Origin of the sequence: Parasphingomonas frigoris (genome assembly GCF_036663815.1) — a bacterium.
Taxonomy (GTDB): Bacteria; Pseudomonadota; Alphaproteobacteria; order Sphingomonadales; family Sphingomonadaceae; genus Sphingomonas.
In genome coordinates this window covers 177364-204318 of the sequence record NZ_JAXOJQ010000002.1, presented here as the reverse complement: position 1 = coordinate 204318, position 26955 = coordinate 177364, and the positions used below count along the sequence as shown (strand labels likewise).

Genomic DNA, 26955 nt, shown 5'->3' with positions numbered 1-26955 from the left:
TTTTCGGCCGAAAGTACCTGAATTTCTACGGAGGTTTGAATCGGGCCTGTTGCGGCTAAATTTTTCGCAAAACAGGCTTCTGGGACAAACATCAAAAAAGCCGCCGGTTTTACCCAGCGGCTCCTTCATCTGCGCAGCACCCATGGTAGGTCTAAGCCAATAGATCTCCGAGACCCATGCGAGCGAGACGCCCTGCTTCACCGCCGCGGCACAGCACCCGCTGCTTGCCGTAGACCGGGAAGCGCATGGAGCCGGCCTGCTCCCAGCCTTCCAGCTTCGCCATGGCTCGGTTGACGGTGCTCTGCTCGACCGTCTTGAACGCCCGCTGGTCGCCCCCCAGACACTCGACCCACACCATGACTGTGCAGACCTCATTGCGGTAGACGGGCTTCCCGCTGTCATCGAGATCGTCATATTCAGAACCAGTGCTGATCGGCTTATCGAGCCACTCGGCAATCCGGCCCGCCATGACATCGTCCGCGCTTTCGAGACGTCGCGACTCCTGCAGCCGTGCGGCAATGACCCTGGACTCCGGGTCGCTCAGATAGAGGGGCAGGGTGCCTCCTGGCTGGGCAGCTCGCATGCTGCGATAGATCGACATCGCCTCGGCCCACAACTGGGCGACGTTGCTCCGCAGCAGCGCGATGTCGATCTCGTCGGCGGTCGCCAGATTGCACTGCACCGGCCAGAAGCGACGGCCGCCGGTATCGTCCTTCAGATATTCGCGGTCGTTCGTCGAGCCGATGAAAATGCACTGCCGCGGGAATTCGCCGGCCCGGCGGGCATAGGCCAACCGAACGCGATCCTTGCGGCGGCTGATGAAGGCCTTGATCGAGCGCACGTCGGCGCGGCCGAAGCCGGTCAACTCTGGGATCTCCATGATCCATGCGCCCTGCATCAACTCGACCATCTGTTTCTGGTCGTGGAAGTCGCCGTCAAGTTCGGCAAACCAGCGGCCGCCGAGCACCTCGATCAGTGTCGACTTGCCCTTGCCTTGCAGGCCTTCGAGAATCGTCGCGAAATCGAATTTGTGCCCGGGCTCGAACACGCGCGCGACCGCGGCGACCATCATCATGCGGGCGATATCCCGGTGGTAGCAGTCATCGGTCGCCTGGACATAGTCGATCCACAGCCGCTCCACGCGGGCGACGCCGTCCCACTGCACGCTGCCGAGATATTCTCGGATCGGATGGAAGGCGTGTTCGTTCGCCGCCAGCACAATCGCCGCGCGCAGGTCGCGATCGGAGACCTTGAGACCGTAGCCGCCCTGCGTAGTCGGGGCTTCAAGCATCGATCGGATCGCGAAATCTCGGTCGTCCGACCACAGTTCCCCGTTGAGCGTGTCCTCGACCTTCCAGACGCGACCGGCAAGCTGGCGGGTTTCCTTCGCCTGGTTCTTCCGTTTCTTCAGCCGCACGCCGGGTGCAACGCGCTGCACGGTTTCCTGCGTGAACTCGTTGATCTGCGCGAGGCTCCAGAGCCGCTCGTCATAGCGGACGATCATCTCGACGTTGTGCAGCGTCGGGCGGACGCCACCTTCATCGTTGAATTCGAGAATCATGCGCAACTGCGCCTGCGTCATCGGCTGCACCGACGTGGTCGACGGCATCGGCTCAGCAGGATCATCAGCCCCGCCATCCCAGTCGTCGGAAACCGGTGCGCTCAGCGCCGCGGCAAATTCATCCTCGTCATCGGCAATAGGCGCGGCGGCGGCAGGTGCATCGTCGTCCAGGTCATCGAACTCGTCGGCGATGGCGGCGGCGCGCGCTTCCTGCGACCACTGGACGATCGTGCCCATGGTGACGGGCTTGCCGCGGTATTTCCCGAAGCTGCGCCACTTGGTTTTCCGCATTTCGCGGATCTGCGAGTCGCCTGTGAACTTTTTCGACCGCTTCGTGTGGGTCAGCCACAGGTCGAAGCCTTCCTGCGAGGCGCCAAATTGGTGATGCAGCGCCTGCCCGAGCCTGACCCAGTCGTCATAGTCGAGATCGCTGACCGAGATGTCGTTGAGCACGCGATCGAGCTGACCGGGCTTGAAATCGAGCGGCTCGCGGCTTTCGAAGTCGTATTTCGCCGATTCCACGGCACCGAGCGACTCGATCGCGGCCGCTGGAATGAAGGGTCCCATGCCAAACTCAAGCGCATCGACATCGAATTCGCGCAGCCAAGCATAGGCTTTGCCCGTATCCGGATGGATGCTCGGTGGCAAAACGACCTGTTTACCGGTCCCATATAGCTCGATTTCCCAGTCGTATGACCAGGTTTCGCGCGTTTCGCCGGTCGCTACATCGCGCACCTTCCGGCGGTGTTTCCCGGCCGAGTGGGCGACCATTTTGCCCGCAAACGGGCGATCGCTGACGAAAAAGCCATGGCGCGACTCGCCACCTGAGCCGGATGCGACGCACGGTAGATCGGCGAAATCGACCGGGAGACCGAGATCGGCGAACGCCTCCCAGGCTTCCTCGGCGAGTTCTGCGATGCGGATGTCGATGTCGAAGGCATGGAGATAGTTGCCGTCGATCAGTTTGGATGGTTCGCCGAGCCGCACACCGGTATTGTTGCCGGTGCCATGGGTGCGCTGCAGATCGGCAAGCGTCGCAACTGGCTGCGTCGACCAGTCGGCACCTATCGGGCGTTTCGTCTTGGTGTGCAGCCAGTGCAGCGCGAATCCTGCCTCGCGCAGAGGCCGAATCGCACTTAGGGATAGTTCGTCGAATGTCATGGACCCGGCTACGCCTTAAACTGAGAGATCAGGCGTAGACGAACGGGTCGAAATCTTTCCGATCGAGCACAGTGTCGGGGTAGAGCTTGATGGCGAGTTCGCGGATCGCATCGGCGTTCGCAGGCGAAATCTTGCTCTTGCGCAGCCACTTATAGACGGCTTCGTGGCTCTTCCCGAGTTCGGTCGCCAGTTTGCGCACGTCGAGCAGCCCCGAGCTACTGCGATGCTGCGGGAACAGGTCGAGCAGGAAGACGTAGAGGCCGACTTTCTTCCAAGGCTGGGCGCCGAAGGCTGTCTTGGCGGCGTCGGTCATGGTGAAAATTCTCCGAATGGCAGAAGCCTCCCGTAGACCAACCAATCAACCGTATCAACCACCAGTTGATTTTCAGATCAACCAACAGTTGATTTCCGGGATGAGGCCCGTCTATATGGGTCCGACTCGCCGGACGATCTGGCGCTGCATGAAGGGACCGACATGAGCATCGAAACGCTACTCGCCGAGAACACCGCCGCCATGAACGCTCTCGCCGCCGCGCTCGCGGCACAGACCGCCGTCAGCGAGCGGGTGGTTGCCGGACAGGCTGCCGCGATGGAGAAGCTCGAAGCCGCGAAGAGCGGCACGACACGCGCGAGCACCAAGACGACGAAGGCGACCGAGCCGGAAAAAAAGGTCGAACCTGCCGCCACGGAATCTGGGGCGGGCGCTGCCGCCAATGCGTCTGACTCGACCGGTCCCGATCTGTCAAAGATCGTCGACGCGGATACGCTCAAGGCACACATCATGGGCTGGGTCGGCAAGGATCAGACGTTCCAGGACAAGCCGCGCGGCCAGTTGCTCTACGACATGGCGGCGCATTTCGGCTGCGGCGCAAAGTTCGCCGAGCTGGCGTCCACACCCGAGCGCATCAAGCAGGCGGTGTTCTTCGTTGAGCGCGCGAAGCTCGATCTCCCGGTCGACGTCACCGCGGCATACGACTTCGACCAGTCGCCCGATCAGGCTGAACCCGGCGCCGCCGCTGCCAGCGACGACGATTTCGGCTGATCAACCACACGCGGCGACCGGGCAGCGCGTTTGCTGCCCGGTCCCGGCAGGAGACTGACATGGACCACGAACTCGACAATTACGAGATGACCCAGCGAGAAGCGGCTGTTGCTCTCAACGAGTGGCGCCGACGCTCGATCGAAGAACCCGATCGGTTTTTGAGCGAATCGGAGACCATCGCACAGTTCGTCGAGCAAGACGCCGCTGGCACGCCCGAATATGGCGCGTCGGGTCTGGCGTACATGCTGAAGATCCATCGCGAACTAACCACGTGACCGACGCGCCCCATGATCCATGCCGTGCCACCGAGATGCGCAAACTGTCCTCAGCGGACCGAACGCGGCTGATCATCTACGGTGTGCTCATGGGGCGCGTCGTTGATGCCCGCGGCAAATTTGCCGCAGTGGTTGAACGGAGATCGGCATGAGCGATAACCTCGCGCTCAGCCGCCGCAGCTTTCTCGGCCTCATCGCTGCAGCAGGTGCGATCGGTGTCACAATGCCGGCGTTCACCGCGCCGCGCGCGCCGTATATCACCGCAGCCGACGGCAGCGTTTCGTACGTCGGACTATGGAAGCCAGGTGGCGGGGACAGCTTTATCGGATCGCGCGTCGTACGTCGCGTCAAGAACTGGGACGGCGTCGGCTATCTAGTGGGCATGTGCAACGGCCGCTACGGCAAACACCGTGCCGACGTAACGTTATATGACGTCGATCTCGTGAACTTCAATCGTGAGTTGACCGAGGCGTTCGGCTCACATTTCGGCACATGGGGGCGTCCCGAACTTCAGCCATATCCGAACCTGCATTCGTGGGTCCGCCATCGCCGCCTCGGCGAGCACCCCGCACGGATGGTCGCTAGGATGGAGGCGATGCGGCTCGGTCTCCCACATCCGGATTTCGCATGAGCGCCGACGACCAGCTTCCCGCGCACAGCGAACATAGTCCCTCATCCGCCGAAGGCTGGACGAACTGCGCCGACTACATCAACGCGAACCAGGGTCTGCCCGATGTCTCGTCGTGGGAAGCAGCGGAGGGCACCGCCGCGCATTGGATACGGAACGAGTGCCTGACCCGCGACATGGACGCATTTGAGTTCATCGGGCACATCCAGAAGATCGGCGAATGGGAATTCCAGTGGACGGCTGACGATGCGATGTTGCTCCAGCCTGGTATCAACTGGCTGCGCAGTCACGGTGGTCAGTTCTACGGCGAGCACCGGGTCGATCTAACGAAGTGGTTGGGTCACGACAGTTTCGGGCGCCCGCAAGGCGGCACTCTGGACGGCGGGATTGTGACCGGCCCTAACGAAGATGACCCGATCATCATCGACGACGAGAAATGGGGCCGCGGTGTCCCGGTCAGCCCGGTGCGGAATAAGCAGACGATGCTTTATGCGCTCGGCTTCTGGGACGCGATCGCGCGTCACAAGACGAAATCCACGACGTTTCTGCTGAGCATCGATCAACCGCGGCACATGACCGGCGGCGGTAAGTGGCGCGTCTCGCTCGCCGAGTTGCTGGCATTTGGCGAATGGGTAAAGGCCCGCGCGGATGCCACGCGCGCGCCGAACCCGCCCCGCACTGCGTCTGAGAAGGGCTGCCTATGGTGTCGACGGAAGAATGCCCCCGGCGGCTGTGGCACCCTTGACGCGTATGTCCTGAAAATGCTGGAAATGGAGTTTGAGGACTTGGATGAACCGTTCCTCTCCGTGCCGCAGAAGGTAACCCCCGATCGTCGCCGTGTCCTGATCGATCACACCAAGATGATCACCGACTGGCTGGATGCCCTCTATGCGCGCTGCATGGAAGACGCGCTCGCCGGGATGCCCGCAGGCGGATTGAAGGCGGTGCTCGGTCGCAAAGATTCCGATCGCTGGATCGACGAGAAGGGCCAGGCCACGCCGGCCGTGGTCAGTGTTCTTGGTGCAAAGAGTTTCACCCAAAAGTTGATTTCTCCGACGGCGACAGCTAAGGCTGTCGATACCGATTCCTTCGACTGGACGCTGAAAATTGAGCCGCTGATCAAGCGCGGCCAACGCAAGCCCACCCTGGTCGACATTTCCCATGATCTACCGGCCATCGTGTCGGGAGAAGAGTTCGACGATCTCGACTGAAAACGTCACCCCTGCAACCCTGCGTCTAGGAAACCGATATGACCGAAGAAACTAAGAAGGATGACGGCCGCACCGTCATGCTCAAGCGTGTGCCGATCTCGTTCACGGATTCGCTCCACATTGCGAAGCCTACCGTGAAAGACGGTGTTCCGAAGCATACGACCAATGTTCTCATCTTGCCGGGCTCCCCGAACGAAGCTGAAAACAAGGCGAAGACCCTGTCGGCCATGCGGGCGGCGTGCGTCGCCGAGTTCGGCGAGGGCAAGGAAGACTTCTTCAAGCGAATTGCCGAAGATAATCCATCAAGGGTCGCCTACAGAAAGGGCGAACGCTTCCGCAATTCGGAGACGGACGAGATATATAAGGGCTACGAAGGCGCAATGGTAATTGCCGGCGCCGGACCAGGGGGCAGCAAGAAGCCCCGCCGCCCGAAGATGTTCAATCGGCGTCGCAAGGCAATGGACGAGATAAACGAGGCGAACGGAAAACCGTTCTTCACGGTCAACGACATCCCCGAAATCTTTTATTCCGGCGTCATTTGTGACGTGAAAATCTCTTGGTACGGCGTATCCGGAAAGGACCACGGCGGCAACGGACTTTTCTGTTCGATCGAGGCTATTCGCAGCTACGAAGAAGGCGAGCGCATGGCTGGCGGCGGTACTGCCACTAACGCTGATGAGTTCGACGAAGCCGATGACGATGATCTCGACGATACGCCGGCAGTAGGCAGCAAGCTTGCAGTCGACGACGACTTCGGTTGATTTGAACTGCGCGACGCCGGGACTCTGTTCCCGGCGTCAACCATTTGGTGATTATCATCCATGAGACGTCTCGAAACATCACTGGAACTGGATGTTCTTCGCGATCTGTTCACGTGTGATCCCGAGGCTGGGACGGTGACCTGGAAGCCGCGGAACCCCGTATGTTACCGTGTTGCCACTTGGAACAAGCGGTTCAGTGGACAAGTTGCCGGTCGTCGCATGGCGAAAGGCTACATTCAAATTGTCGTAACCGTTGAAGGTGTTCGGCACTATATTCAAGTTCACCGTTTGATCTGGGCGCTGACCTTTGGCGAGTGGGTGCCAGTCGAATTTGAGATTGATCATCGTAATACGGTTAGAGATGATAACCGTATCAAGAATTTACGCGTTTGCTTGCCTGTTGAGAACGCAAAGAACCGTGCGCTATACAAAAATAATAGTAGTGGCTTTAAAGGTGTTTCGTGGGTCGCGCGCTACGGGAAGTGGGGAGTCCAGATACACATCAATGGCGGTAGCAAATTCAAAGGTTACTTTGATTCACCTGCTGACGCGGCGGCCGCCTATGATCAGGCGGCATTAGAAAATTTCAGAGAATTTGCTCGAACTAATAATGATATGCGATGCGCAATATGAAACACGCGACAAAAAACACGCTGATCTGCGACACCGAATGTTATAGTAACCTCTGGTCGATCGGCTTCACACGGATCGAAGACGGTCGGACGGTTGTGATGGAAAAATCCCATCGGCGCGAACTTGATACCGAGAAGCTGCGCAACATCATGCTGCAGAATCGGATCATTACCTATAACGGCCGTCCGTACGATTGGCCGATGATCTGGTATGCGATCAGCGGAGCGACGAATGCGCAACTCAAACAGGCGAACGACCAAATCATCTTAGGTGGGGTGAAATACTGGGATGCCCCGAAGCTGCTCGGCATCGACTATCCTCGCGGCGATCACATCGACCTGATTGAGCCCCAGCCGAACGCTTTTGCGTCGCTGAAAACGCTCTCGGGACGCCTTCACTGCAAGCGGATGCAGGATCTACCGTATTCGCCAGACTCGGTCCTGACGGATGCTCAGATCGATCATGTGCTGTCGTATATGGGCAATGATATCGCGAATACGGGGACGCTGTTCGACGAATTGCGCGAGGCGCTGGCAATGCGCGAGGCGCTGTCCGCGGAATACCGTTTCGATTTTCGCAGCAGCAGCGATTCTCAAATCGGCGAAGGGATCATCAAGAAGCGCGTCGAGCAGTTGACGGGTGAAAAGGCTGAGCGTGTCGTCACCCCGGCGGGAACCACGTTCCGCTACACCGTTCCGGCGTATCTCACATTCGAGAAGCCCGACTTGCAGGCCGTGGTCGAGCGACTTCGGGACACCAATTTTCACGTCCAAGGCAACGGAAAGGTCGATCTTCCGGACTGGATCGGGCGGCTGAAGATCGGCGACACGACTTACGCGATGGGGATCGGCGGACTGCATTCGACAGAATCCAACCGATCAGTTCATGCCGACGCTGACCATTTTCTCCGCGATTACGACGTCGCGTCGTTCTATCCCGCCATCATCCTAGGTTCTGGCCTCTATCCGAAGGCGCTCGGTCGGCATTTCCTCGACGTCTATCGGAAGATCCGCGAAGACCGTATCGCGGCCAAGCGGGCGGGTGACAAGTTCGTCGACCAGGGTCTGAAGATTGCTCTGAACGGCGTTTATGGCAAGCTCGGATCGACATATTCGATCCTCTACGCCCCGCACCTGATGATTGCGGTCACGTTGACTGGGCAGCTCGCGCTGTTGATGCTGATCGACCGAGCCGAGCGCGCCGGCATTCCTGTTGTCTCGGCAAACACCGACGGCGTCATTTTTCGGTGCCCGCGCGCTTGCGAAGCGGATTTGGATGCTGTCACGAAACAATGGGAGGCCGACACCGGTTTCGATCTTGAGGCGACCGATTACACCTCGGTCTACAGTCTCTCGGTCAACACCTACATCGCAGTGAAGCCCGATGGAAAGACGAAGCGAAAGGGCACACTCTCGAACCCGTGGCGAGAGAAGGACAGCCGCGGTCTGTTGATGAAAAATCCGAACGCGGTCATCTGCTCGGACGCAGTGGTCGAACTGGTCACGAAGGGCACGCCTCTCGAAGACACGATTCGCGCATGCACCGATATCCGAGACTTCGTCAGCGTCGTAAACGTGAAGGGCGGCGGGACGTGGCGGGGCGATTATCTCGGCAAGGTCGTTCGATATTACTGGGCGCTCGGCGGGGAGGAAATACTCTATAAGATTCCGCACGCGACGACCGGGAATTTCAAGAAGGTGCCTCGTACCGATGGCTGTCGACCCCTGATGGATCTCCCCGAGGAGTTCCCAACGGACATCGACTACGATCGCTACATCGACGAAGCGCGCGAAATGCTGATGGACATCGGCTACGACAACCGCCCGCCGCCGATCAAGCCGATCCGCCTGTTCCGCTATAATGCCGCGGCGTACTGGGCGCTCGCAGTATGACCCTGCCCCCGCGGGAAGGCCTGCTCGCGTCGATCGCCACAGGCACCTGGCCAGACATCAGCCCGTTCACCGTGTTGCCTCTCGACCCAGCGCTATTCCATCCCGGCCTTCACTGGTGGCAGTATGACCTGCTCGTCCAGGTCGCCACGCTGTTTCGCGCGGGCTATCGCCGCGTGCTGCTGCAGGCCGCAACGGGCGCCGGCAAAACGGTCATGGCGCTTTCGGCACTGCGCTCAGCGCGGATGCAGGGGCTCGACGCCCAGTTTCTGGTGCACCGAAAGGAACTGCTGAAGCAGACCAGCAAGACCTTCACCAGCGCGGCGCTCGATCACAGCTTTGTCGCAGCATCGTTCCCGTTTGATCGGAGTGCTGGCCTTCTGCTTTCGGGCGTGCAGACGCTGGTGAATCGTCTGGATGGACTTTTGCCGCCAGTGCTGGTGATCGTTGATGAAGCACATCATGCCGTCTCGAATACCTATGCCGAGATCCTCGAACGGTGGCCGGATGCCTTCATTTTGCTGCTCACGGCAACTCCGGAGCGGCTTGACGGTCGCGGGCTGTGCGAGCAGGCCGACGCGATCGTGCTCGGGCCGCCGCCGCGGTGGTTGATCGACTACGGCTATCTGTCGGACTTCGATATCTACGCCCCCGACATTCCCGATTTCTCGGATGTGCCGACATCGGCCGGCGAGTATCAGGCAGGCGCCGCAGACCGGGTGATGAACAAGCCCAAGCTGATCGGGAACGTGGTCGAGCATTATCTTGAACTCGGCGGCGGCGGGCAGGGGATCGTGTTCGGCCAGAGCCGCGACCATAGCCGTAAACTGGCCGAGGCGTTCACAGCGAACGGCATTCCCGCGATGCATGTCGATGGAACAACGGGCACAACCGAACGCGACTATTTTGACGACGCGTTTCGCGCAGGCGACATTCGGATCGGCACGAACTGCGATCTGTTCGCCGAGGGCTATGACGTGCCCAACATCAGCTATCTTGGCGACGCATCGCGATCGAAATCCAAGATCAAGGTGAAACAGCGACATGGCCGTGTGCTCCGCTTCATCCCGGGTAAGCGCGCGGTAATCTGCGACCATGCTGGGAACGTGATGCCGTCGCAATTTGGCGGGCAGGGTCATGGCCTCCCTGACGAAGATTACGTCTATACCCTGGAGGGTCGGGCCAAGGGGAAGACGTCTGTCAATGACGACGCCACCCCGATCACCCAATGCACCAACTGCTTTCTGGTTTACCCATCATCGGCGCCCTGTTGCCCGCGGTGCTCCGTCGATCGACCGGCCGTCCCGCGCATCATCCGCGAGGAAGCTGGCAAGCTGACGAAGATTGAGAAGGAGCAACTGCGGCGGTCGCTCGCGATCACGCGAAAGAAAGAAGAGTGGAGCTGCAACTCATTCAGCGAAATGATCTCGCTCGGTGTCGCGCGCGGCTACGATCATCCGACCGCCTGGGCGCGGCGCCAGTGCAAATTTCGCGGCATTCCGTTGATGACCGACAAGGCGCTGGCCCGCGAATTCGAAGGAATCAGCGACTATGACTAGCGAGAAAAAGGCGCTCAACGCTGCACTGATGGATATCTCTGCGTTACCTGATACCTTCGCATATCGGCAGAACACAGGACAGGCCTGGCAGGGGCGGCACGTGGACGTGGCAGTCGGCGAATATGTTCGGGTTACTCCCGGCATGAGGATTCTCGCCGAAGCGCGACCGATCAGTTTCGGCTTGCCTGGTGCTGGCGATATTGTGGGCCATCGTCGCGGGTTCGCGTTCCAGGTCGAGATGAAAACTCTCACCGGACCACAGCGTGAGGAACAGCGAAGCTTCGAGCGGGCTTGGAAAAAAACGGGCGGAATTTATGTGCTTGCGAGGTCGGCTGGGGAGGCCGTTTCCGCGTTAGAAGACGATTTCAAATTCTTGCTGTGATACTCAACCCGCGCTTGACTTTGCGGTATTTTTCGCACAATTCAACTCGCGGTTGAAAAGTGAGAAATGACGATGCCCGCCGCCGATACCCGCAACGAAGACACTTCGCGCAAACTCCGAAATCCCGAGTTCGCGCGCAGGCTCGCTATCGCTTGTGACGGGAATAGTCATTGCCCAGATATGAACTTTGGCCGCCTTGTGTGGCTGAAAGACCAGCTAAAAGCAAAGTTCGGCACAGAAGTGAGTCTTGAGTCAGTGCGGAAGTGGTGTTCGGGTGAGTCGACGCCTAAGCATGATAAAGTTGCGCAGATCGCGGAGCTACTTGGTGTAGACTTGGCATGGCTGCATGTTGGTATTGATCAAGGTTTGACACCGCGTGAAATTAAGAAGCGAAAAGGTCAAGTCAGTGGTGTCATCAACCTGGTTGCTGGTCTGATAGAGTTGGATGGAGGTCACACCGCCTTTCCAGAAAACGATGGCCCAGTCGACCTGCACGCAATCATTCGCGCAGCAAAGTATGATTTCCGCGTTATTCTGGCCGACAGCAACGGGATTTTCGCTGTCCCCAAAGATGATGGCGGCGCTATTATGCTCGGCGTAGTTCGCACGGGTTTCTCGGTCGAAATCTATGAGATTACAAGTGAAGCGCTTGCCGCAGGGAAGCCCCATGGTCGGATCGTGGAAGTCGATGCGAAATCGGCAGACCTGCGCGCCATAGAGAGCTTCAGCCAACGCATCTGAGCGGATATGGTAAAATCAACCGTTTGGTGATAATGACCGGGTGACTCCCGGAGTATCGCTGAATGACGAGTGCCGTCGAATACCAGACCAAGGTAACGAAGTCGGCCGTCAACATGGACCGGCTCGACGGCATCGTGAACGGGGATGCCACGGCTGTCGTTCAGACAGACGGCGGGGAAGTTCCGTCCCTTGCCAATCTCGCTGCAAGGTTTCAGGTCCAAGGCGCAGCCTATCGCAAAGTCGCCACATACGCCGATCTTGCAACGATCCCTGGTGAAGATCGGGAGTATGGTCTCCGCGTTTACGTGGTGGAGTCCGGCACCCAATATCTGTGGGGCCAAGATGCCGAAGGAGATGCTTGGATAAGCCTCGGCGCCGTTCATACCGGCGGTGCCCGCGTTGATGGTCGACCGGCAGTAGCGACGATCGGGGCTGAAGACAGCGACGGCGTCATGCGCCTGTTCCTGGCGATGATGGCGGATAACGGCGCGCTGCGGACATCTATCTTTGAGGCCGGTCGCATGACCGTCGCAGGTACCACGTACGATGCTCGCCGCGCGGTCGGCTGGGATTGGGTGCTGTGCAAGGTCACACCCGATGGCCGGGCCTGGGCGATCGCTGGCGTGCGTGACGATGGATCGTGGTTCCCGGGCGGGAGTAGCAGCCCCGCGCCTGCCCGCCCCGTGTCGACCTACACGGCCACGCAGACGAACGCGCAGCGGCAGCTATCGTGGGTGTCCGAGGACGATCACTGGATCATCCTCTTGATCGTCGGGCAATCGCAGTCTGCTGCGTTCAACGCAGACGCAGATGACGTCGCGCTGACGACGACATCGCTTTATCCGTCGAACAGCTTCATGCTCGCCGGAACCGACGGGCCGCGACGCCGTGGTCAGGCTCGCAGCACGACGCTCGTTCCACTAATCGAGCACACCAACAATACGCCCGGCTCGCCTGATGCCCCAGCGAGGGAAACCTATAGCTCTGGTTTCGCGAACCATTTCATCCGCGACATCCATGCGGCCACCGGCAAGATGCCGAAGATGATCAGCATGGTCGCGGCGTTCGGCGGCCAGTCGCTCGCAGGTCTGTCGCGCGGTCAGCCGGTCTATAATGACGCTATCAACAGCGTGGCCGACGCAGTAACTGCGGCAAGGGCGCGCGGCGCAAAGTCGTTCACGACGATCATCCTGAAGGATCAGGGCGAGGGCGATACTGGCGGGTCGCCGCTGGATCGGGCATCCGGCTCGACCGGCAGCGCCGGTTACGTCTATGAGATGATGGAGAAGAAATATTTCCGTCAGCTAACCGGCGACGTGATGGCGCGAACGGGTGAGACCGAGCTTCCCGTCTGCTTCACGACGCAGCACGCTACGACACTGGCGGGCAACGAGTGGAACAACAGCAGTCGGTTCGGCGTCCTGCGCTCGCACGGGCAGCAGAACATCCGCCTGGTCGGGCCGCGGTATCAACTGCCCTTCGCGAACGAAGCCCCCAATATCGGGGTGCAGCTCCATAACAGCAGTAGGGGCCGATACCTCTACGGCCAACTCGCGGCAAATGCGGCTATCGAAGAGCTGTGCGGCATTGGCTACGCACCCATTATGCCGATGGCATGGAAGTGGAACGGGGCGGTTCTTGAGATCGAGATGTCGGTCTTGTCGGGCTCCCTGGTCAAAGACAGCAGTGGCACGATCGACCGGACGGGGCTCATCACCGAAGGGTTCGTCTACCTGGACGACAGCGGCTTCGTTACCATCACAAATGTGGCGACGAGCGGCAACAAGGTCCTCCTGACGTTCGCAACTCAGCCTTCTGGCGGCAACCCGCATGTCGGATACGCGATCTTCCGCAACTCGGGCAACACGACGCTCGATGGCCCAATCGTTGGCCCTCGTGGCACCATCCACAACGACGTCGCGCTACCCACGATCGGCGGGGGCAACCAGTACCACTGGCTCTGTGCATTCGTCCTCAACCTCTCCTGATAGGACCAGACTATGTCTTCCGGCGTTTCGATCATTTTGCCCAGTGCTGAGTTTTCGCCCTCGTTCGACCAAGAAGAAGTCGTCCTGCTTCACCCTAGCGGCTTCGTCGACCGGGGCCTGCGTGCGCTGCATCTGCTGAATGACAATGGCGGCACGACCTTCAAGGATTCGATGGGCGGTGCGCCGGGGAACCTCGACCTGCTGATCAACAGCAACAACGCCTTCGCGCGCCTTGCCGGGGGAGGCGTGGCGCTATCGGGAGCCCAGTTCATCAGCTTTCCCGCATACGAAGCGAATGGCCCCTGGACGATGTTCACCGCAGGCGCGATCATGGGCGACGTGGGTTCCGATTTCGAGAAGATCACAGGGTTCGTTGGGCACCGAACATCGTATGGTGTGAATGCGCGGGGATCATACTTCTACGCGCGTGGCGCAACGACATGGGGATCGCCGGCCAACGTAACTGACTTTTTCCATCACCGGACGAATGGAGATGGCGATGCGGTCGACGAAAGCCTTTCGCCGATCGACCAGAACGCTGCCGCGGTGCACCATCTGATCGCGCACTCCTATGACGGCTCCAGCACGCTGACGTCGACCCTCTACGACGCAGCAGGCGCGGTCGTCGCGACTGGCACACTGGCGGCTACGCCTGCGCAGCTTTTCACTGTCTCGGGGACCACCGTTTCAATGCTTCAGCCAATTATCGGCGGGATCAGCGACGTGTTCGATGGCGCGATTCAGCAGTTCGAGTTTTTTGCACGCTACACCGTCGCGTTGTCTGACTTCTCGGAAGCAGAAATTCAGGCGCAGGTCGCCGCGGCTGCTGGGTATGGTAGCGCGCGCAGTCGCCCGTGGGCATGAGATAATCGGGTGGGTAGAAACGAAGGTAGATCTGTTGCGATGACCCACAAAATTGTTTAATATCAATGCACTAAGCTATTGAAATGAACCCTGCCGCCCCAGCCAACAGCCTGTTCGGCTGCTGGCTTTGCGCCGGGTCCGCGAAAACATTCGAGCTCAGGCCTGCGCGTCGCCCAGCCCGGCGGCGAACGCGATCCGCAGCGCTTCGGACAGGCTACGCGCCTGCAGCTTGGTCATGATGTTGGCGCGGTGGACCTCGACCGTGCGCGGCGAGATGCCGAAATCATAGGCGATCGTCTTGTTGGGCAGGCCCTGCGCGAGCCCCTGGAGCACCTCGCGCTCGCGCGCCGTCAGGGCGCCGATCGCGACCGTCGCATTGGCGGCACGGGCGGCGTCGGTCTCAGCGCGATCGAGTCGTTCGAACGCCGCGACGAGCGCCTGGAGCAGCACCACTTTCTCGAACGGCTTCTCGATGAAGTCGACCGCCCCCGCCTTCATCGCGCGTACCGCGATCGAGATGTCGCCATGCCCGGTCATCACGACGACCGGCATCGCAACCCCGTGCGCGATCATCGCCTGTTGCACTTCGAGCCCGTCCATACCCGGCATCCGCACGTCGAGCAGGACGCACCCGGTCGCGGCGGTGCGCACGTCTTTCAGAAAGGCGACTCCCGAGCTCCAGGTTTCGACCTGGAAGCCGGACGTCTTGAGCATGAAGCTGGCCGACCGGCGGATCGCTTCCTCGTCATCGACGATATGGACAAGTCTTTGATCACCCATCGCTACGCCTCCCTTATCGTGCGGTCCTAGCGCAAAATTCCGCCGAGTGCTGCCGCAATCCCCCCCGGTCGCCGATCGGCACGGGAAAGCGCGTGTTTTCCGCTTTCATCGGCGGTCACGATGCGCGACGAAAGACCCCGCCGTTGCACCGAAGGAAGCATATGTCCCGGACCCGCCAGCATCCCGAACATCACCTCATGGCCCGGATCGGGTGGCTGCGCGCGGCCGTGCTCGGCGCCAATGACGGCATCGTCTCGACCTCGAGCCTGATCATCGGCGTGGCGACGTCGGGCGGCACGCAGGCGGCGATCCTGGTCGCAGGGGCAGCGGGATTGGTGGCGGGCGCGATGTCGATGGCGGCGGGCGAATATGTCTCGGTCAGTTCGCAGGCGGATACCGAACGCGCCGATCTCGAGCGCGAACGCGGCGAGCTCGCCGCGGATTTCGGTCATGAGCAACAGGAACTCGCGGCGATCTACGTGGCGCGCGGACTCGATCCGGCGACAGCGGCGGTGGTGGCGCAGCAGTTGATGGCGAGCGACGCGCTCGGAGCGCATGCCCGCGACGAACTGGGGATATCGGCGGATACCACCGCGCGCCCGGTGCAGGCGGCGCTCGCATCGGCGGCGGCCTTCACCTCGGGCGCGGCGCTGCCGCTGCTGATCGTCATCCTGCTGTCGGGCAAGGCGCTGATCCCGGCGGAGGTGGCAGGTTCGCTCGTCTTCCTGGCGACGCTGGGTGCGATCGGCGCGCGCGTCGGTGGCGCGCCGGTCCTCCGCGGCACGGCGCGGGTCACCTTCTGGGGAGCGTTGGCGATGGCGGCGACCGCTGGGATCGGGCATCTCGTCGGTACGGCGGTCTGATGCGGGGGCGCGGCGTTCAGCTCAGCGGGTGATCGCGCCGCGCCTGGTTGTGCTCGGCATGGCGCGCGCTCAGCACCGCCGCAGAGGTCTGGCGCGCCTTGTCCTCGACCTGGGCCAGGCATTCGGCGACATAGCCGGGCGAGACGCGCTCGACGATCGCGTCGAAATGCACATGGCCGCCATCGACCAGATCGAAGATCGTCGCGAGATAGCTGTCGATGCCGTGGCGCAACGACACCCACTGGCCCTGCTCCTCGAGCCACGGCCGCGTCGAGGCCGACGAGCTGAAGCTGACCATCCGCTTGCCGCGCCACGGTGACGGCGACGCGGCCGCGCCGAGATCATGGACCGTGAAACCGGCGCCGAGCACACGATCGATATACCCCTTGATGATCGCCGGTGGCATGCCGAACCACAAGGGATAGACGAAGGTGATGACCGCCGCCTCGACCAGTGCCGCGATTTCGGCGGCGATGTCGGGCGCGGGAGCGGGGCGGTCCGCGCGCGGGTCGAGCCGGAGCAGCGGATCGAAGCCGAGCGCGTAGAGATCGCGAATCTCGGCATGCTGGCGGCAGTCGGTGACCGCGTTGCGATACGTTGCCGCGATGGCCTGCGCGAAACCGGTCGCGCTGGGGTGGCCGAGGATGATCACGTGGCGGATCGCGTGCGGATCGGTATCCGCATCGCCCGCGCGCGACCGTGGCGGGAAGAGGGACAAAGTGTCGTTCATCTGGCAAACCCCATCCTGGACCCGCATATGGTGCGCCCGTGCGGTGCGGGCCGACATCCGTTTGTTTACTTAGGGATTGCGGACAATCCGCCCCGGGTTCGTTTTGCGCGCTGCCGAGAAAATTATGGCGAGCGCGGTCAGTGCGCGAGGAACAGTGGTAGCGGACTATGCTCCAGCAGCGTGCGCGTCGTGCCGCCGAGCAACGCCTCGACCAGCCGCAAATGCCCGAAGCCACCCATCACGATGTAGCCCGCCGCAGCGTGGCGCGCCTGTTCGAGGATGCACTCCGCGACCGGTCGTCCGGCGCGCGCGGTGCGGACGACACTTGCATGAACGTCGTAGCGCGACAGATAGGCCGCGCCCTCCTCGGTGGGGTGCGTGATCTCCTCGGCGGCGACCTCGAGCAGCGTCACCGTCTGGGCCAGCCGCAACAGCGGGACCGCGGCGCGCAGGGCAGCGGCGGCGGGCGGCGAACCGTCCCAGGCGACCAGCGCGTGCGTCAGATCGAAGCGCACGAGGTTCTGCGGTACGGCGAGGATCGGCTTGCCCGCCTTGACGATGAGCGTGCTCGCGGCCTCGGCGAGCTCCGGCATCGCGAAGCCGTTCAACCGCCGGTTGAGCACGATCAGGTCGGCGAGCCGTGCGGCGTCTTGCACGCACGGCGCGACCGCACCGCCCGCGTCGATCCAGTCCCACGCGACATCCTCGTGCGCGAGGCGCGCTTCGAGACGGGTGCGGTTGGCGGTTTCGCTTGCTACCTCGTCGGCGAGCAGCAGGGCGCTGATGTCGCTGCCGAACGCCGCGCCGACCTGCGGCGGCATGATGGCCACGTCGAGACAGGTGAGATGCCCGCCCAGCGCGCGAACGATATCGACCGCCGCCTGGAAGCGGGCTTCCTGGCCGGCATCGTCATGGGCGAGTAGCAGAACGGACTTCATGGTATCCTCCCTGGTGCGTGGATGGAGGATCGCTACGGCGCGCCGCACGCAGCGGACATTGGGATGTTTACGGAGTGGCCGGGCTGGCGCGCAGCGCGGCGAGCAGATCGTGGTGGTGGAACGGCACGTCGAGCACCGCCGCAAAGCCGCTTGCCCGCGCACGCGCCGTCAGCGCGGGGGAGCGCAAAGCCGTGATCAACACCGCGCGGCCGCGCCAGCCGCGACGGCGCAGCGCATCGACCACGGCGATTCCGTCGGCGTCGCGCAGCACTTCGGCGGTGAGAAGGATGTCGGCGGGGCCAGGCGACCCGTCGTGCAGCAGCGGCGCGGCGCTGGCGAAGGCGCGGACCTCGAAGCCGCGTCCGTGCAACAGCAATTGCAGTTCACGACGGCCCGCCTCGTCAGTGTCGAGCAGCAGGATTCGCTGGGCGCGCGTCGCATCGGTGGGGTCGGGATCGAGCATAAGCACCTGGCGCAATGGAACGCGCCTTTTGCAGCCGCCGCGCCCCCCGGGTCGCTACGTAATGATCCGAGGATCGCCCGCCGCGTCGCGCGCCGCATGGACGGTGAAATGGAAGACGCTGCCGCCGCCGATACGCGCGTTGGCCCAGATTCGCCCGCCATGGGCCTCGACGATCGTGCGGCAGATCGACAGGCCGAGCCCCATCCCGCTCTCCTTGGTGGTCGCGAACGCCTCGAACAGCCGCGGCAGCACCATCGGATCGATGCCTGGGCCGCTGTCGGCGACGGTGATTTCGACCATGTCGTCGCTGGCGCGGCGGGCGGCGATGGTCACGTCGCGCACCAGTGCGCCTTCCACCGCCTCGACCGCGTTGCGGACCAGATTGAGGATCACCTGCTGAATCTGGATGCGGTCGACGAGCACTACGCTTGCGCCGGTCCCGAAATCCAGGAAGGCGCGCACGCCGCGCTGACGCGCGCCGATCAACGCCAGCGCGCTCGATTCCTCGATCAGCTTGCGCAGATCGACGCTGCGCCGCTCGACCTCCCCGCGCTTGACGAAATCACGCAGCCGCCGGACGATCTCGCCTGCACGCAACGTTTCGCGCGCCGACTCCGCCACCGCCTCGCGCAGGTGGCCGAGCGTGTCCGCGTCGGGGTGGTCGAGCAGGTCGCGGCTCGCTTCCATGTAATTGGCGATCGCGGTCAGCGGCTGGTTGAGCTCGTGCGCCAGCGTCGAGGCCATCGTCCCCATCGCGCTCAGCCGCGAGACGTGGATCAATTCGGACTGCAATTCCTTGAGTTGCAATTCGTTGCGCTGCTGCTCGGTCAGGTCGCGAATGAAGCCGGTGAAGATGCGCCGCCCCTTGCTCGTCGCCTCGCCGACCGAGAGCTCCATCGGAAAGGTGCTGCCATCGCGCCGCGCGCCGACGACGACGCGCCCGATGCCGATGATCCGCCGCTCACCGGTCGCGAGATAATGGCCGAGATAGCTGTCGTGCCGGTCGCGGTCGGAGCGCGGCATCAGCGCATTGACGTTGCGGCCGAGCAGCTCGGCCTCGGTATAGCCGAACAGGCGTTCGGCGGCCGAACTGAACGACAGGATGCGCCCGCGCTCGTCGATCACGATCATCGCATCGGGGATCGTCGTCAGGATCGAGCGCATATGCTGCTCGCTGTCGGCAAGCGCGCCTTCGGCGGCACGGCGCGAAGTCACGTCATAGACGCTCTGGCCGTAGCCATGCAGGTGCCCGTCGGCGTCGTAGAGCGCGACGAGCGTCGAGTCGGCGAGATATTCGGATCCGTCGCGGCGGATTCGCCACGCCTCCTTGCGCGTCGTCACGGCAGCGCGCGCCGCGGCGAGGTCTGCCTCGGGCATGCCGTGCGCGACGTCGGCGGACGGGTAGAAGCGAACGAAGGACTCGCCGATAATCTCGTGCGCGCGCCAGTCGGTGAGGATTTCGGCGCCGCGGTTCCAGCTCGTCACGCGTCCCTGCAGATCGAGCAGGAACTGCGCACGGTCGATCGTGCCGTTGACGAACAGGGCGAAGGCGTCGGCCGGAAGGTCGGTCTGTTTCACCGCAACACTGCCCCTGTGGCCTTCCCGGATGGCGTCCGGCGAAGATGCCGGGCTTTCCTCCATAGCCGATGATGCGGCGAGCGGCGGGCAAAATGTTTGCGGGGTGTGCCGCGATCAGACCGCGCGGCTGAAGCGGATCGCGTGGGGCGAGCGATAGCGGTCGAACTGCGCCGCGATCAGCCGTGCATAGGCGCGACCGGCCGGCAGGATCGTGACCCGCATCCACTCGATCGCGACGAGCCCTCGCGCGACATGGTCGGCGAGTCCGGGCAGCGCCGCAGCAACGCTGTCCAGCCGCGCCCCGTGCTGCGCGGCGAGCGCGGCGAGATCGACCGTGCCGTCGCACAGCAGCCGCTCGATCACCGCGCCGCGCAGCCGGTCGTCGGATGATCGCGCGACGCCGCGCGAGGCGGCGAACCCGCCATTGCCGGCGCGAAGCCGGTAGCGGCCGACATGCTTCTCGTTCTGCACGAGCAGCCCGTCATACTGGCTGATCGCCGAGGCGCCGAGCCCGACCAGCGCGGTCGCCGTTTCATCGGTAAAGCCCTGGAAATTGCGCCGCAGCCGCCCGTCTCGCGCGGCCTGTGCGAGGCTGTCGCCGGGCTTGGCGAAATGGTCGAAACCGATCGCGGCATAGCCGGCGGCGACGAGCAAATCGTGCCCCAGCAGATGCTGCGCGAAGCGCGCCGCGCCGTCGGGGAGCGCCGCGGTCTCGATCATCCGCTGGCGGGGAAGCAGGCGCGGCATATGCGCATAGCCGAACAAAGCGACGCGGTCTGGGTCGAGCGCGAGCGTCGCGGCGATCGTGTCCGCAATGTCGGCCGCGCCTTGGCCGGGCAGGCCGTAGAGCAGGTCGAAATTGATCTGCGCGATCCCCGCCGCGCGCAATTCGCCGACGACGCGCTCGACCATGGCCAGCGGCTGGACGCGGTTGATGCGCGCCTGCACGTCGGGCGCGAAGGTCTGCACGCCGAGGCTGACGCGCGTCACGCCGGCGCGGGCGAGCGTGTCGGCATAGGCCGCATCGAGCGTGCGCGGATCGAGCTCGGCGGCGATCGCCATGTCGTCGGCGCAGTCGAACCGCTCGCGCAACCGCACGACCAGCTGGGCGAAGGCCTCGGCGGGCAGCGCGTTGGGACTGCCGCCGCCGAAATGCAGCGCGGTCACCTGGCCTCGCAGTGTGCCCGCGACCGCGTCGATCTCCTGCTCGAGCGCGGCGACATAGGCGCCGAGCCGGTCGGCGCGCCCGATCGCGCCGGTGTTGCACCCGCAATACCAGCAGATTTCGTGGCAATAGGGGATGTGGACGTAGAGCGAGACCGGCGTGCCCGGTGCGACCGCCGCGATCGCGCCGCGCTGGTCGGCCGCGCCGATGCCGTCGTGGAACTCGGCGGCGGTCGGATAGCTGGTGTAGCGCGGGACCGGCTGGGTCGCGAGATCGGGAAGGTAAGGGTGCATGGCGGCGTCGTGGCAGAGCCTGCCGCGCCTGCCTTTGACGCAGGTCAAACCCCGCCGCGACCGGCTTTGCGCGGGATCAAAGTCGGGCCGGCGTCAACAGCTTAGCGCGGCTCCATCGTTCAACAGGAGCCAAGCCCCATGCGCCTTTCCCTCGTCGCCCCGTTGCTGGGCCTTGCCGCTGTGTGCAGCGCCGCTCCCGCCTTCGCGCAGGAGAAAGGCGACGTGCTCGTCCGCGTCCGCGCGATCATGGTCTCGCCCAACGAAAGCTCGGGCGGGGTCCAGCCGAGCTTCCCCGGCGCGCGGATCGGCGTGACCGACAGCTACGCGCCGGAACTCGATTTCACCTACATGATCTCGGATCACATCGGCACCGAGCTGATCCTTGCGACAACCAAGCACACGATGCAGGGCCGCGGCACGCTGTCGGCGCTCGACCATGTCGCGAGCACCTGGGTGCTGCCGCCGACGCTGACGCTGCAATACCACTTCCTGCCGCACGCCAAGATCCGGCCTTATGTCGGCGCGGGCGTCAACTACACGATCTTCTATTCGACCAAGGCGAGCGGCGCGCTCAACACCGCGATCGGCGCAACCGACGTCCACCTCAAGAACAGCCTCGGCTATGCGCTGCAGGCAGGGCTCGACTTCGACATCACCAAGAAGGTGTTCGCCAATCTCGACGTCAAATATATCGATATCGACACCAAGGCGCGGCTGACGACGGGGGCGCTGGTCAACCGCGTCGACACCAGCATCGATCCGCTGGTGTTCGGCGTCGGCCTCGGCATCCGGCTCTGATCCGCCATGCCCTGCGGGAAGCGCGCGCGATGACCCGTCCGCCCGCCCCGTCGGGCACCGGCTGGCACATGATCGCCGAGATCGATCTCGTCCGACTGGTGGCGGATCACGCCGCGCTCGACCGGCTGTCCGATCGGCTCGAAGAGCTTGCCGATCGCCTGCCGCAGCGCCCCGGCCCGCGAGAGGCCGAGGCGCTGTGCGAGGACTTGCGCGGACGGCTCGGCCAGCATGTCGTGCGCGAGGAGCGGCTGTTCGCGGCACTGTTCACGGCCGGGCCGTCGTCGCCTTTGTGTCACGCGCTGCTCGACCAGATCGGGCGACGGCATACGACCTGCCTGCTCCAGGCCGAGGACGTCATCGCCGCGTTGCAGCCCGACCCGGTCGAGCCGCTGCTCTGCGCCGAGGCGTTCGGCTACATGCTGCGCGGCTTTTTCGAGGGCTGCCGCCAGGCGATGGCGAATGAGGAACTCGCGATCGTCGCGCTCGGCGAAGCGCGGCTGACGCCGGGCGCGCGAAGAATGCTGACCGAGCGGATCGCGGCGGGGTGAGGGTGGGGGCGCGTGCCCCGGCTTTCCTCGATTGAGCCAAGGCGATCAGTCGTCGAGACGAGTGTCTACAGCGTTCGCCATCCGCGAGCGGTCCAGCGCGATCGCCGAGAAAGCGGACTGGCAGCAATCGACCACAATCAGACATTCGACGCGCCCCACAGACGCACCAACCGATTGCCCCGCTCCTAGGAATTGAAGAGCCTCCTTGCCTTCTCGCAGCTGAATGGAAAGCGGGTCAGCTTCACGATCATCGCATGCATCATCTCGACGTATACCTTAGAGCACTCCGACTAATCGAACTTACATACTCCAGAGTTCCATTCCTCGTACTTGCATGATTTCAGGTGATAGTTGTTGCGTGCCACTGATGTAGCAGGTGGACTAACACCTTCTCTGCCGCCCGGGCTAATGGGTCCGAAACCTCCATGCTGGTGCCTACTACATGCAAAAGCAGAGCTAACATCGTAGCAAAAACTGCCGATGACACGGTAGCCGCAATTATTTTGCACCTCCCACAAACCGAGCGCCTTTTCCAAAGGTGCCATCTTAACGCATTGCACCATGGTCGCGCGGACTGATTCCTGTCCAACCGCCATGCCACCCTGTGGGGAGGCTTGATACGTTGCCCCCGGCGCATTCCCCACGGCGGAGGAGGATGGCGTAGTGCCGAACGATTGTGCCAATCGGACGCAGGACTTCGCCGCAATCGATCCATCGTTCGGCTGGTTCTGACACTCGCTGCTCCACCGGCTCCGCTGCGCAGGCGTTCCCATATCAGAAGGCAATGCTCCGAGCCGCGCAGTGCTGCTGGGCATCGTGGTTGCGACCGGGGCCACACTTTGCGGGACATAGCGTCGTTGCTCGGCCACTCGCTGCGATTCCCGCTGCTCAGCAAGCAGGTCGTTGTTTCGTGAAATGATACCCATCAGCATCTGCTGCCGTTGAGCCGAGGCCTCCGCTTGCTGAGCTTCATCCCTTCTTTTAGTTTCCGCAAGCTCGACAGCGTCTGCGGCGTCATTCGCCGCGACTTGTGCCTTGTACTCGGAGCTTGCTACAACAGCGGCCAGCTTCCGATCGTTCGCTTCTATCGTTGCCTGACCTGCACTACAATTCGCGGACGACATTATACCTTCAATCTTCTTAGCCCATTTGGGACTAAATGCCGGATTTGACTGATAGGGTCTTGTGTTCAAGAAAGTGCACATTTCCACTATACTATTATTGATGTGAAATGTCGAATTTGCATAAACAAATGCGCCTAGCGCCGCGTAGGGCGAGGATTTATCGAATGAATAACCTTCATACGATAATCTTCGCGCAGACGAGTCATTACCGATCATCATCAACTGATAGGACTTACCGATTTTTGCTGCGGCGACCGCACTGGTTTGCTTGCTGTTAGCGATAACCTCGTCGAATATTTTTTCCGCTTTGTTCCAGTCGTACGATTCGGCAAGTTGGAAAGCCTTCGTAACCTTTCGGTCGCCCTGCGTTTCAGCCGATGCCGAGGTTGCGGACATAGTAGCGATGATCACTGCCGATATAATCTTTCTCATGCTCAAACCGCCCTCGCATGCCGTAACGGCTCAGGAAATCATGACGAATTTCTCTTGTCAACAATGGTTAATGATTCACATTTCACAAGCTCTCTGCTCGTGACCCTCTGATCTCTGATTTTTGACCTCTACTGCTGATCGCAGCGTCGGTTCGTGTATGTTCGATTTGGTTGCGAAACGCCGTTCCAACCGGTGTCTGTCAAGCGCAGGCACAGCACCCATTGTCCGCATTCCACCAGAACAAGACGAGCGCCCGCGTCGGTAAACCGCCGCCGATCCGCCTGATCAGCCCATTCCCGCCTGCACCCGCAACGCCGCGGGGTCGCGGATCGTCACGCCGCGCGCGCCGGGCAGCGCGAGGACGCCGGCGGTCTTGAGCTTGGTCAGCTGGCGGCTCACCGTCTCGATCGTCAGGCCGAGCACGTCGGCGATCTGGCCGCGCGTCAGCGGGAGGTCGAAGGTCGCGGGGCCGTCGGGCGTCGCACGGCTGTCGCTGATGCCGCGCGCGCGGTCGGCCATGGCGAGGATGAACCCCGCGACCTTCTCGCTCGCGGTGTTGCGCGACAGGATCAGCATCCGCGCGCGCGTCGCGTCGAGCGCGGCGAAGGTGCGTTGCAGCAGCTGCCGCTCGAGCTCGACATTGCTCGCCAGGACCTGCTCGAAGCGCGCGCGCGGGAAGATGCACAGCTCGGACTCGGTCAGCGCGGAGACGGTGAAGTGCGCGGTGTCGGCATACGGGCGGCCGACGAACTCGCTCGGGAAATGCAGCCCGACGATCTGTTCGCGGCCGTCGCTGGTCGAGGCGCTCACTTTGAGCACGCCCGACAGGAGGTTGGCGCAGATCCGGCTGTCGGCGCCCGCCCACAGCATCGTTTCGCCACGCGCGAGCGTGTGGCGCCGGCCGATCCGGTTGAGCGCGCGCAGCGCGACGTCGTCGAGGCTGCCGCACGCTGCACTCGGCGCAGACCGCGGTCATGCGCGCGCACCGATTTGACGCCGGTCAAAGCCGACCGCCCACGCCGGGTGCATCGTCGCGGTCACTCGCAGAGGAGATGCCCGATGGACGGTTCCTATTTCCTGTATCTCGTGGTCGGCAGCATGGCGCTGTTCCTGGCGGTGACCGCTGCCATCGCCGTCGAGGACGCGGTGCGCGGCCGACGACACGACGGCTGACGCCGCCGTTTTCCACCTCCCCCTGACCGCTGCGGAACTCCCCCTTCCGCAGCGGTCTTTTTGTGTCGGCGCGTCCCTCATGGAATGTCCGGAAGGTCGCCGTCATCCTCGGCGGGCAGGTGAAATTCGTGCCACATCCCGTTGAGGATGCCGAAGCCGACCGCGAGGCCGAGGCCCAGCACCCAGGTGAAATACCACATCGTCGCTCTCCTTGTTCGGGGGATCAGTAGAAGTCGGGGTTGGTAGCGACTTCGGCGGTGGTGACGCGGCCCCACATCACCTTGAACGCCCAGCTCGTGTAGGCGAGCACGATCGGCAGGAAGACGACCGTGACGAACAGCATGATGCCGAGCGTGGTCGGCGTCGACGAGGCGTTCCACACCGTCAGGCTCGAATGCGCGTCGATGCTCGAGGGCAGGATGTAGGGGAACATCGCCAGCCCGACCGTCGAGATGATCCCGGTGATCGCGAGCGCGGAGCCGCCGAACGACGCCTTCTCCCACCCCGTCGTCACCGCGATGAACGCGCCGATCGTGCCGATGAAGCCGAGTGCGGGCGCGAGCACCATCCACGGGTAGAGCCGGTAATTGTCGAGCCAGGCCCCGGCGACCTGCTGCGTGGTGGTGCGCAGCGGGTTGGACTGGCCGAGCGGATCGGCGGCCGAGACCATGTGATAGCCGAGATCGCCGAACGCGACATACGCGCCGCCAAGCGTGAACAACACGACGGTGGCGATCGCGGCGAGCGTGGCGAAGCGGCGGGCGCGCAGATGAACCAGGCTGGCGCGCTCGACCTTGAAGGTCAGCCAGGTCGCGCCGTGGAGCACCAGCATCGCCACCGACAGCAGGCCGCAGAGCAGAGCGAACGGCGTGAACAGGCCGAGCAGACCGCCTTCGTAGAAGGAGCGCAGGTCGCTATCGAGCCGGAAGGGCGCGCCGAGCAGGACGTTGCCGACCGCGACGCCGAACACCAGAGCCGGCACGAAACCACCGACGAACAGCGCCCAGTCCCACCGGCTGCGCCAGGCGGCGCCGGGATGCTTCGAGCGATATTTGAAGCCGACCGGGCGCAGGATCAGCGCCGCGAGCAGCAGGAACATCGCCAGATAGAAGCCCGAGAAGCTGACCGCATAGACGAACGGCCACGCCGCGAAGATCGCCCCGCCGCCGGTGATGAACCACACCTGGTTGCCCTCCCAGGTCGGGCCGACCGAATTGATCACCATCCGCCGCTCGGCATCGCTGCGCGCGACGAACGGGAGCAGCGTGGCGACGCCGAGATCGAAGCCGTCGGTGACCGCGAAGCCGATCAGCAGCACACCCATCAGCGTCCACCAGATAAGGCGTAGAACTTCATAGTCGAACATGGTCCGTCC

At 62.8% G+C, this 26955-nt stretch carries 27 protein-coding genes; 15 read left to right on the top strand and 12 right to left on the bottom strand.

The features are described from left to right. Positions 1 to 151: 151 nt before the first annotated feature. Together U1872_RS06165 and U1872_RS06160 are read right to left on the bottom strand one after the other, a co-directional pair. Positions 152 to 2722: a VapE domain-containing protein gene (locus tag U1872_RS06165; protein ID WP_332792013.1), complete on the bottom strand. Its 2571-nt coding sequence runs from the start codon at positions 2720 to 2722 to the stop codon at positions 152 to 154. Between the two features lie 28 nt (positions 2723 to 2750). Then, on the bottom strand, positions 2751 to 3035 hold the full coding sequence (locus U1872_RS06160; RefSeq protein ID WP_332792012.1) for a hypothetical protein: 285 nt from the start codon (positions 3033 to 3035) through the stop codon (positions 2751 to 2753). Between the two features lie 162 nt (positions 3036 to 3197). Here U1872_RS06160 and U1872_RS06155 point away from each other — a divergent pair, with 162 nt between their 5' ends. From U1872_RS06155 to U1872_RS06100, 12 genes are all read left to right on the top strand, one after another. After that, the gene (locus tag U1872_RS06155) at positions 3198 to 3764 is read left to right on the top strand and encodes a hypothetical protein (protein ID WP_332792011.1); all 567 of its coding nucleotides are present in this window, start codon (positions 3198 to 3200) and stop codon (positions 3762 to 3764) included. Positions 3765 to 3823: 59 nt separating this feature from the next. Next, positions 3824 to 4039: a hypothetical protein gene (locus U1872_RS06150; protein WP_332792010.1), complete on the top strand. Its 216-nt coding sequence runs from the start codon at positions 3824 to 3826 to the stop codon at positions 4037 to 4039. 148 nt (positions 4040 to 4187) lie between these two features. Further along, positions 4188 to 4670, top strand: a complete 483-nt coding sequence (locus tag U1872_RS06145; RefSeq protein WP_332792009.1) for a twin-arginine translocation signal domain-containing protein — start codon at positions 4188 to 4190, stop codon at positions 4668 to 4670. Continuing rightward, entirely contained in the window at positions 4667 to 5878 is a 1212-nt protein-coding gene (locus tag U1872_RS06140) for a DUF2800 domain-containing protein (protein ID WP_332792008.1), read from the top strand. Before U1872_RS06145 ends, U1872_RS06140 begins: the two co-directional genes overlap by 4 nt. Before the next feature lie 38 nt (positions 5879 to 5916). Then, positions 5917 to 6639 (top strand): ssDNA-binding protein, encoded by a 723-nt coding sequence (locus tag U1872_RS06135; RefSeq protein WP_332792007.1) that lies wholly within the window; start codon positions 5917 to 5919, stop codon positions 6637 to 6639. A gap of 60 nt (positions 6640 to 6699) precedes the next feature. Beyond that, the gene (locus U1872_RS06130; RefSeq protein WP_332792006.1) at positions 6700 to 7272 is read left to right on the top strand and encodes an HNH endonuclease; all 573 of its coding nucleotides are present in this window, start codon (positions 6700 to 6702) and stop codon (positions 7270 to 7272) included. After that, positions 7260 to 9164: a hypothetical protein gene (locus tag U1872_RS06125; protein ID WP_332792005.1), complete on the top strand. Its 1905-nt coding sequence runs from the start codon at positions 7260 to 7262 to the stop codon at positions 9162 to 9164. The genes U1872_RS06130 and U1872_RS06125 overlap by 13 nt, the downstream gene beginning before the upstream one ends. After that, complete coding sequence (locus U1872_RS06120) at positions 9161 to 10720, top strand: DEAD/DEAH box helicase (RefSeq protein ID WP_332792004.1); 1560 nt, start codon at positions 9161 to 9163, stop codon at positions 10718 to 10720. The genes U1872_RS06125 and U1872_RS06120 overlap by 4 nt, the downstream gene beginning before the upstream one ends. Next, a complete protein-coding gene (locus U1872_RS06115) occupies positions 10713 to 11102 on the top strand; it encodes a hypothetical protein (RefSeq protein ID WP_332792003.1) in 390 nt (129 codons plus the stop codon). Before U1872_RS06120 ends, U1872_RS06115 begins: the two co-directional genes overlap by 8 nt. Before the next feature lie 66 nt (positions 11103 to 11168). Continuing rightward, positions 11169 to 11843 (top strand): helix-turn-helix domain-containing protein, encoded by a 675-nt coding sequence (locus U1872_RS06110; RefSeq protein WP_332792002.1) that lies wholly within the window; start codon positions 11169 to 11171, stop codon positions 11841 to 11843. A 62-nt stretch (positions 11844 to 11905) separates the two neighbouring features. After that, positions 11906 to 13831: a hypothetical protein gene (locus U1872_RS06105; RefSeq protein ID WP_332792001.1), complete on the top strand. Its 1926-nt coding sequence runs from the start codon at positions 11906 to 11908 to the stop codon at positions 13829 to 13831. A gap of 12 nt (positions 13832 to 13843) precedes the next feature. Then, positions 13844 to 14695, top strand: coding sequence for a hypothetical protein (locus U1872_RS06100; RefSeq protein ID WP_332792000.1), 852 nt, complete (start codon positions 13844 to 13846; stop codon positions 14693 to 14695). A gap of 156 nt (positions 14696 to 14851) precedes the next feature. On the opposite strand, the gene U1872_RS06095 is transcribed toward U1872_RS06100, so the two are convergent. After that, entirely contained in the window at positions 14852 to 15475 is a 624-nt protein-coding gene (locus U1872_RS06095) for a response regulator transcription factor (protein ID WP_332791999.1), read from the bottom strand. Between the two features lie 161 nt (positions 15476 to 15636). On the opposite strand from U1872_RS06095, the gene U1872_RS06090 reads away from it, so the two are divergent. Continuing rightward, complete coding sequence (locus U1872_RS06090; RefSeq protein ID WP_332791998.1) at positions 15637 to 16338, top strand: VIT1/CCC1 transporter family protein; 702 nt, start codon at positions 15637 to 15639, stop codon at positions 16336 to 16338. Positions 16339 to 16354: 16 nt separating this feature from the next. Here U1872_RS06090 and U1872_RS06085 read toward each other — a convergent pair whose 3' ends face one another. The 5 genes from U1872_RS06085 to hemN form a co-directional block, all read right to left on the bottom strand. Further along, positions 16355 to 17068 carry an NAD(P)H-dependent oxidoreductase gene (locus U1872_RS06085; RefSeq protein WP_332791997.1) on the bottom strand — a complete coding sequence of 238 codons (714 nt, stop codon included), beginning with the start codon at positions 17066 to 17068 and terminating at the stop codon, positions 16355 to 16357. 137 nt (positions 17069 to 17205) lie between these two features. Further along, positions 17206 to 18006, bottom strand: coding sequence for a universal stress protein (locus tag U1872_RS06080; protein ID WP_332791996.1), 801 nt, complete (start codon positions 18004 to 18006; stop codon positions 17206 to 17208). Positions 18007 to 18073: 67 nt separating this feature from the next. Then, a complete protein-coding gene (locus U1872_RS06075; RefSeq protein ID WP_332792769.1) occupies positions 18074 to 18475 on the bottom strand; it encodes a response regulator in 402 nt (133 codons plus the stop codon). A 48-nt stretch (positions 18476 to 18523) separates the two neighbouring features. After that, positions 18524 to 20047 (bottom strand): PAS domain S-box protein, encoded by a 1524-nt coding sequence (locus tag U1872_RS06070; RefSeq protein WP_332791995.1) that lies wholly within the window; start codon positions 20045 to 20047, stop codon positions 18524 to 18526. Between the two features lie 114 nt (positions 20048 to 20161). Further along, positions 20162 to 21505, bottom strand: coding sequence for an oxygen-independent coproporphyrinogen III oxidase (gene hemN / locus U1872_RS06065; protein ID WP_332791994.1), 1344 nt, complete (start codon positions 21503 to 21505; stop codon positions 20162 to 20164). A 138-nt stretch (positions 21506 to 21643) separates the two neighbouring features. Here hemN and U1872_RS06060 point away from each other — a divergent pair, with 138 nt between their 5' ends. Then, entirely contained in the window at positions 21644 to 22303 is a 660-nt protein-coding gene (locus tag U1872_RS06060; protein WP_332791993.1) for an OmpW/AlkL family protein, read from the top strand. Between the two features lie 29 nt (positions 22304 to 22332). Continuing rightward, entirely contained in the window at positions 22333 to 22851 is a 519-nt protein-coding gene (locus U1872_RS06055; RefSeq protein ID WP_332791992.1) for a hemerythrin domain-containing protein, read from the top strand. A gap of 290 nt (positions 22852 to 23141) precedes the next feature. Here the strand turns inward: U1872_RS06055 and U1872_RS06050 are convergent, their stop codons facing one another. From U1872_RS06050 to cydB, 4 genes are all read right to left on the bottom strand, one after another. Then, positions 23142 to 24386 (bottom strand): hypothetical protein, encoded by a 1245-nt coding sequence (locus tag U1872_RS06050; RefSeq protein WP_332791991.1) that lies wholly within the window; start codon positions 24384 to 24386, stop codon positions 23142 to 23144. Positions 24387 to 24692: 306 nt separating this feature from the next. Beyond that, the gene (locus U1872_RS06045) at positions 24693 to 25277 is read right to left on the bottom strand and encodes a Crp/Fnr family transcriptional regulator (protein WP_332791990.1); all 585 of its coding nucleotides are present in this window, start codon (positions 25275 to 25277) and stop codon (positions 24693 to 24695) included. A 380-nt stretch (positions 25278 to 25657) separates the two neighbouring features. Then, positions 25658 to 25780 carry a cytochrome bd-I oxidase subunit CydX gene (gene cydX, locus U1872_RS06040; RefSeq protein WP_332791989.1) on the bottom strand — a complete coding sequence of 41 codons (123 nt, stop codon included), beginning with the start codon at positions 25778 to 25780 and terminating at the stop codon, positions 25658 to 25660. Between the two features lie 23 nt (positions 25781 to 25803). Then, positions 25804 to 26946: a cytochrome d ubiquinol oxidase subunit II gene (gene cydB / locus U1872_RS06035; protein ID WP_332791988.1), complete on the bottom strand. Its 1143-nt coding sequence runs from the start codon at positions 26944 to 26946 to the stop codon at positions 25804 to 25806. Positions 26947 to 26955: the final 9 nt, after the last annotated feature.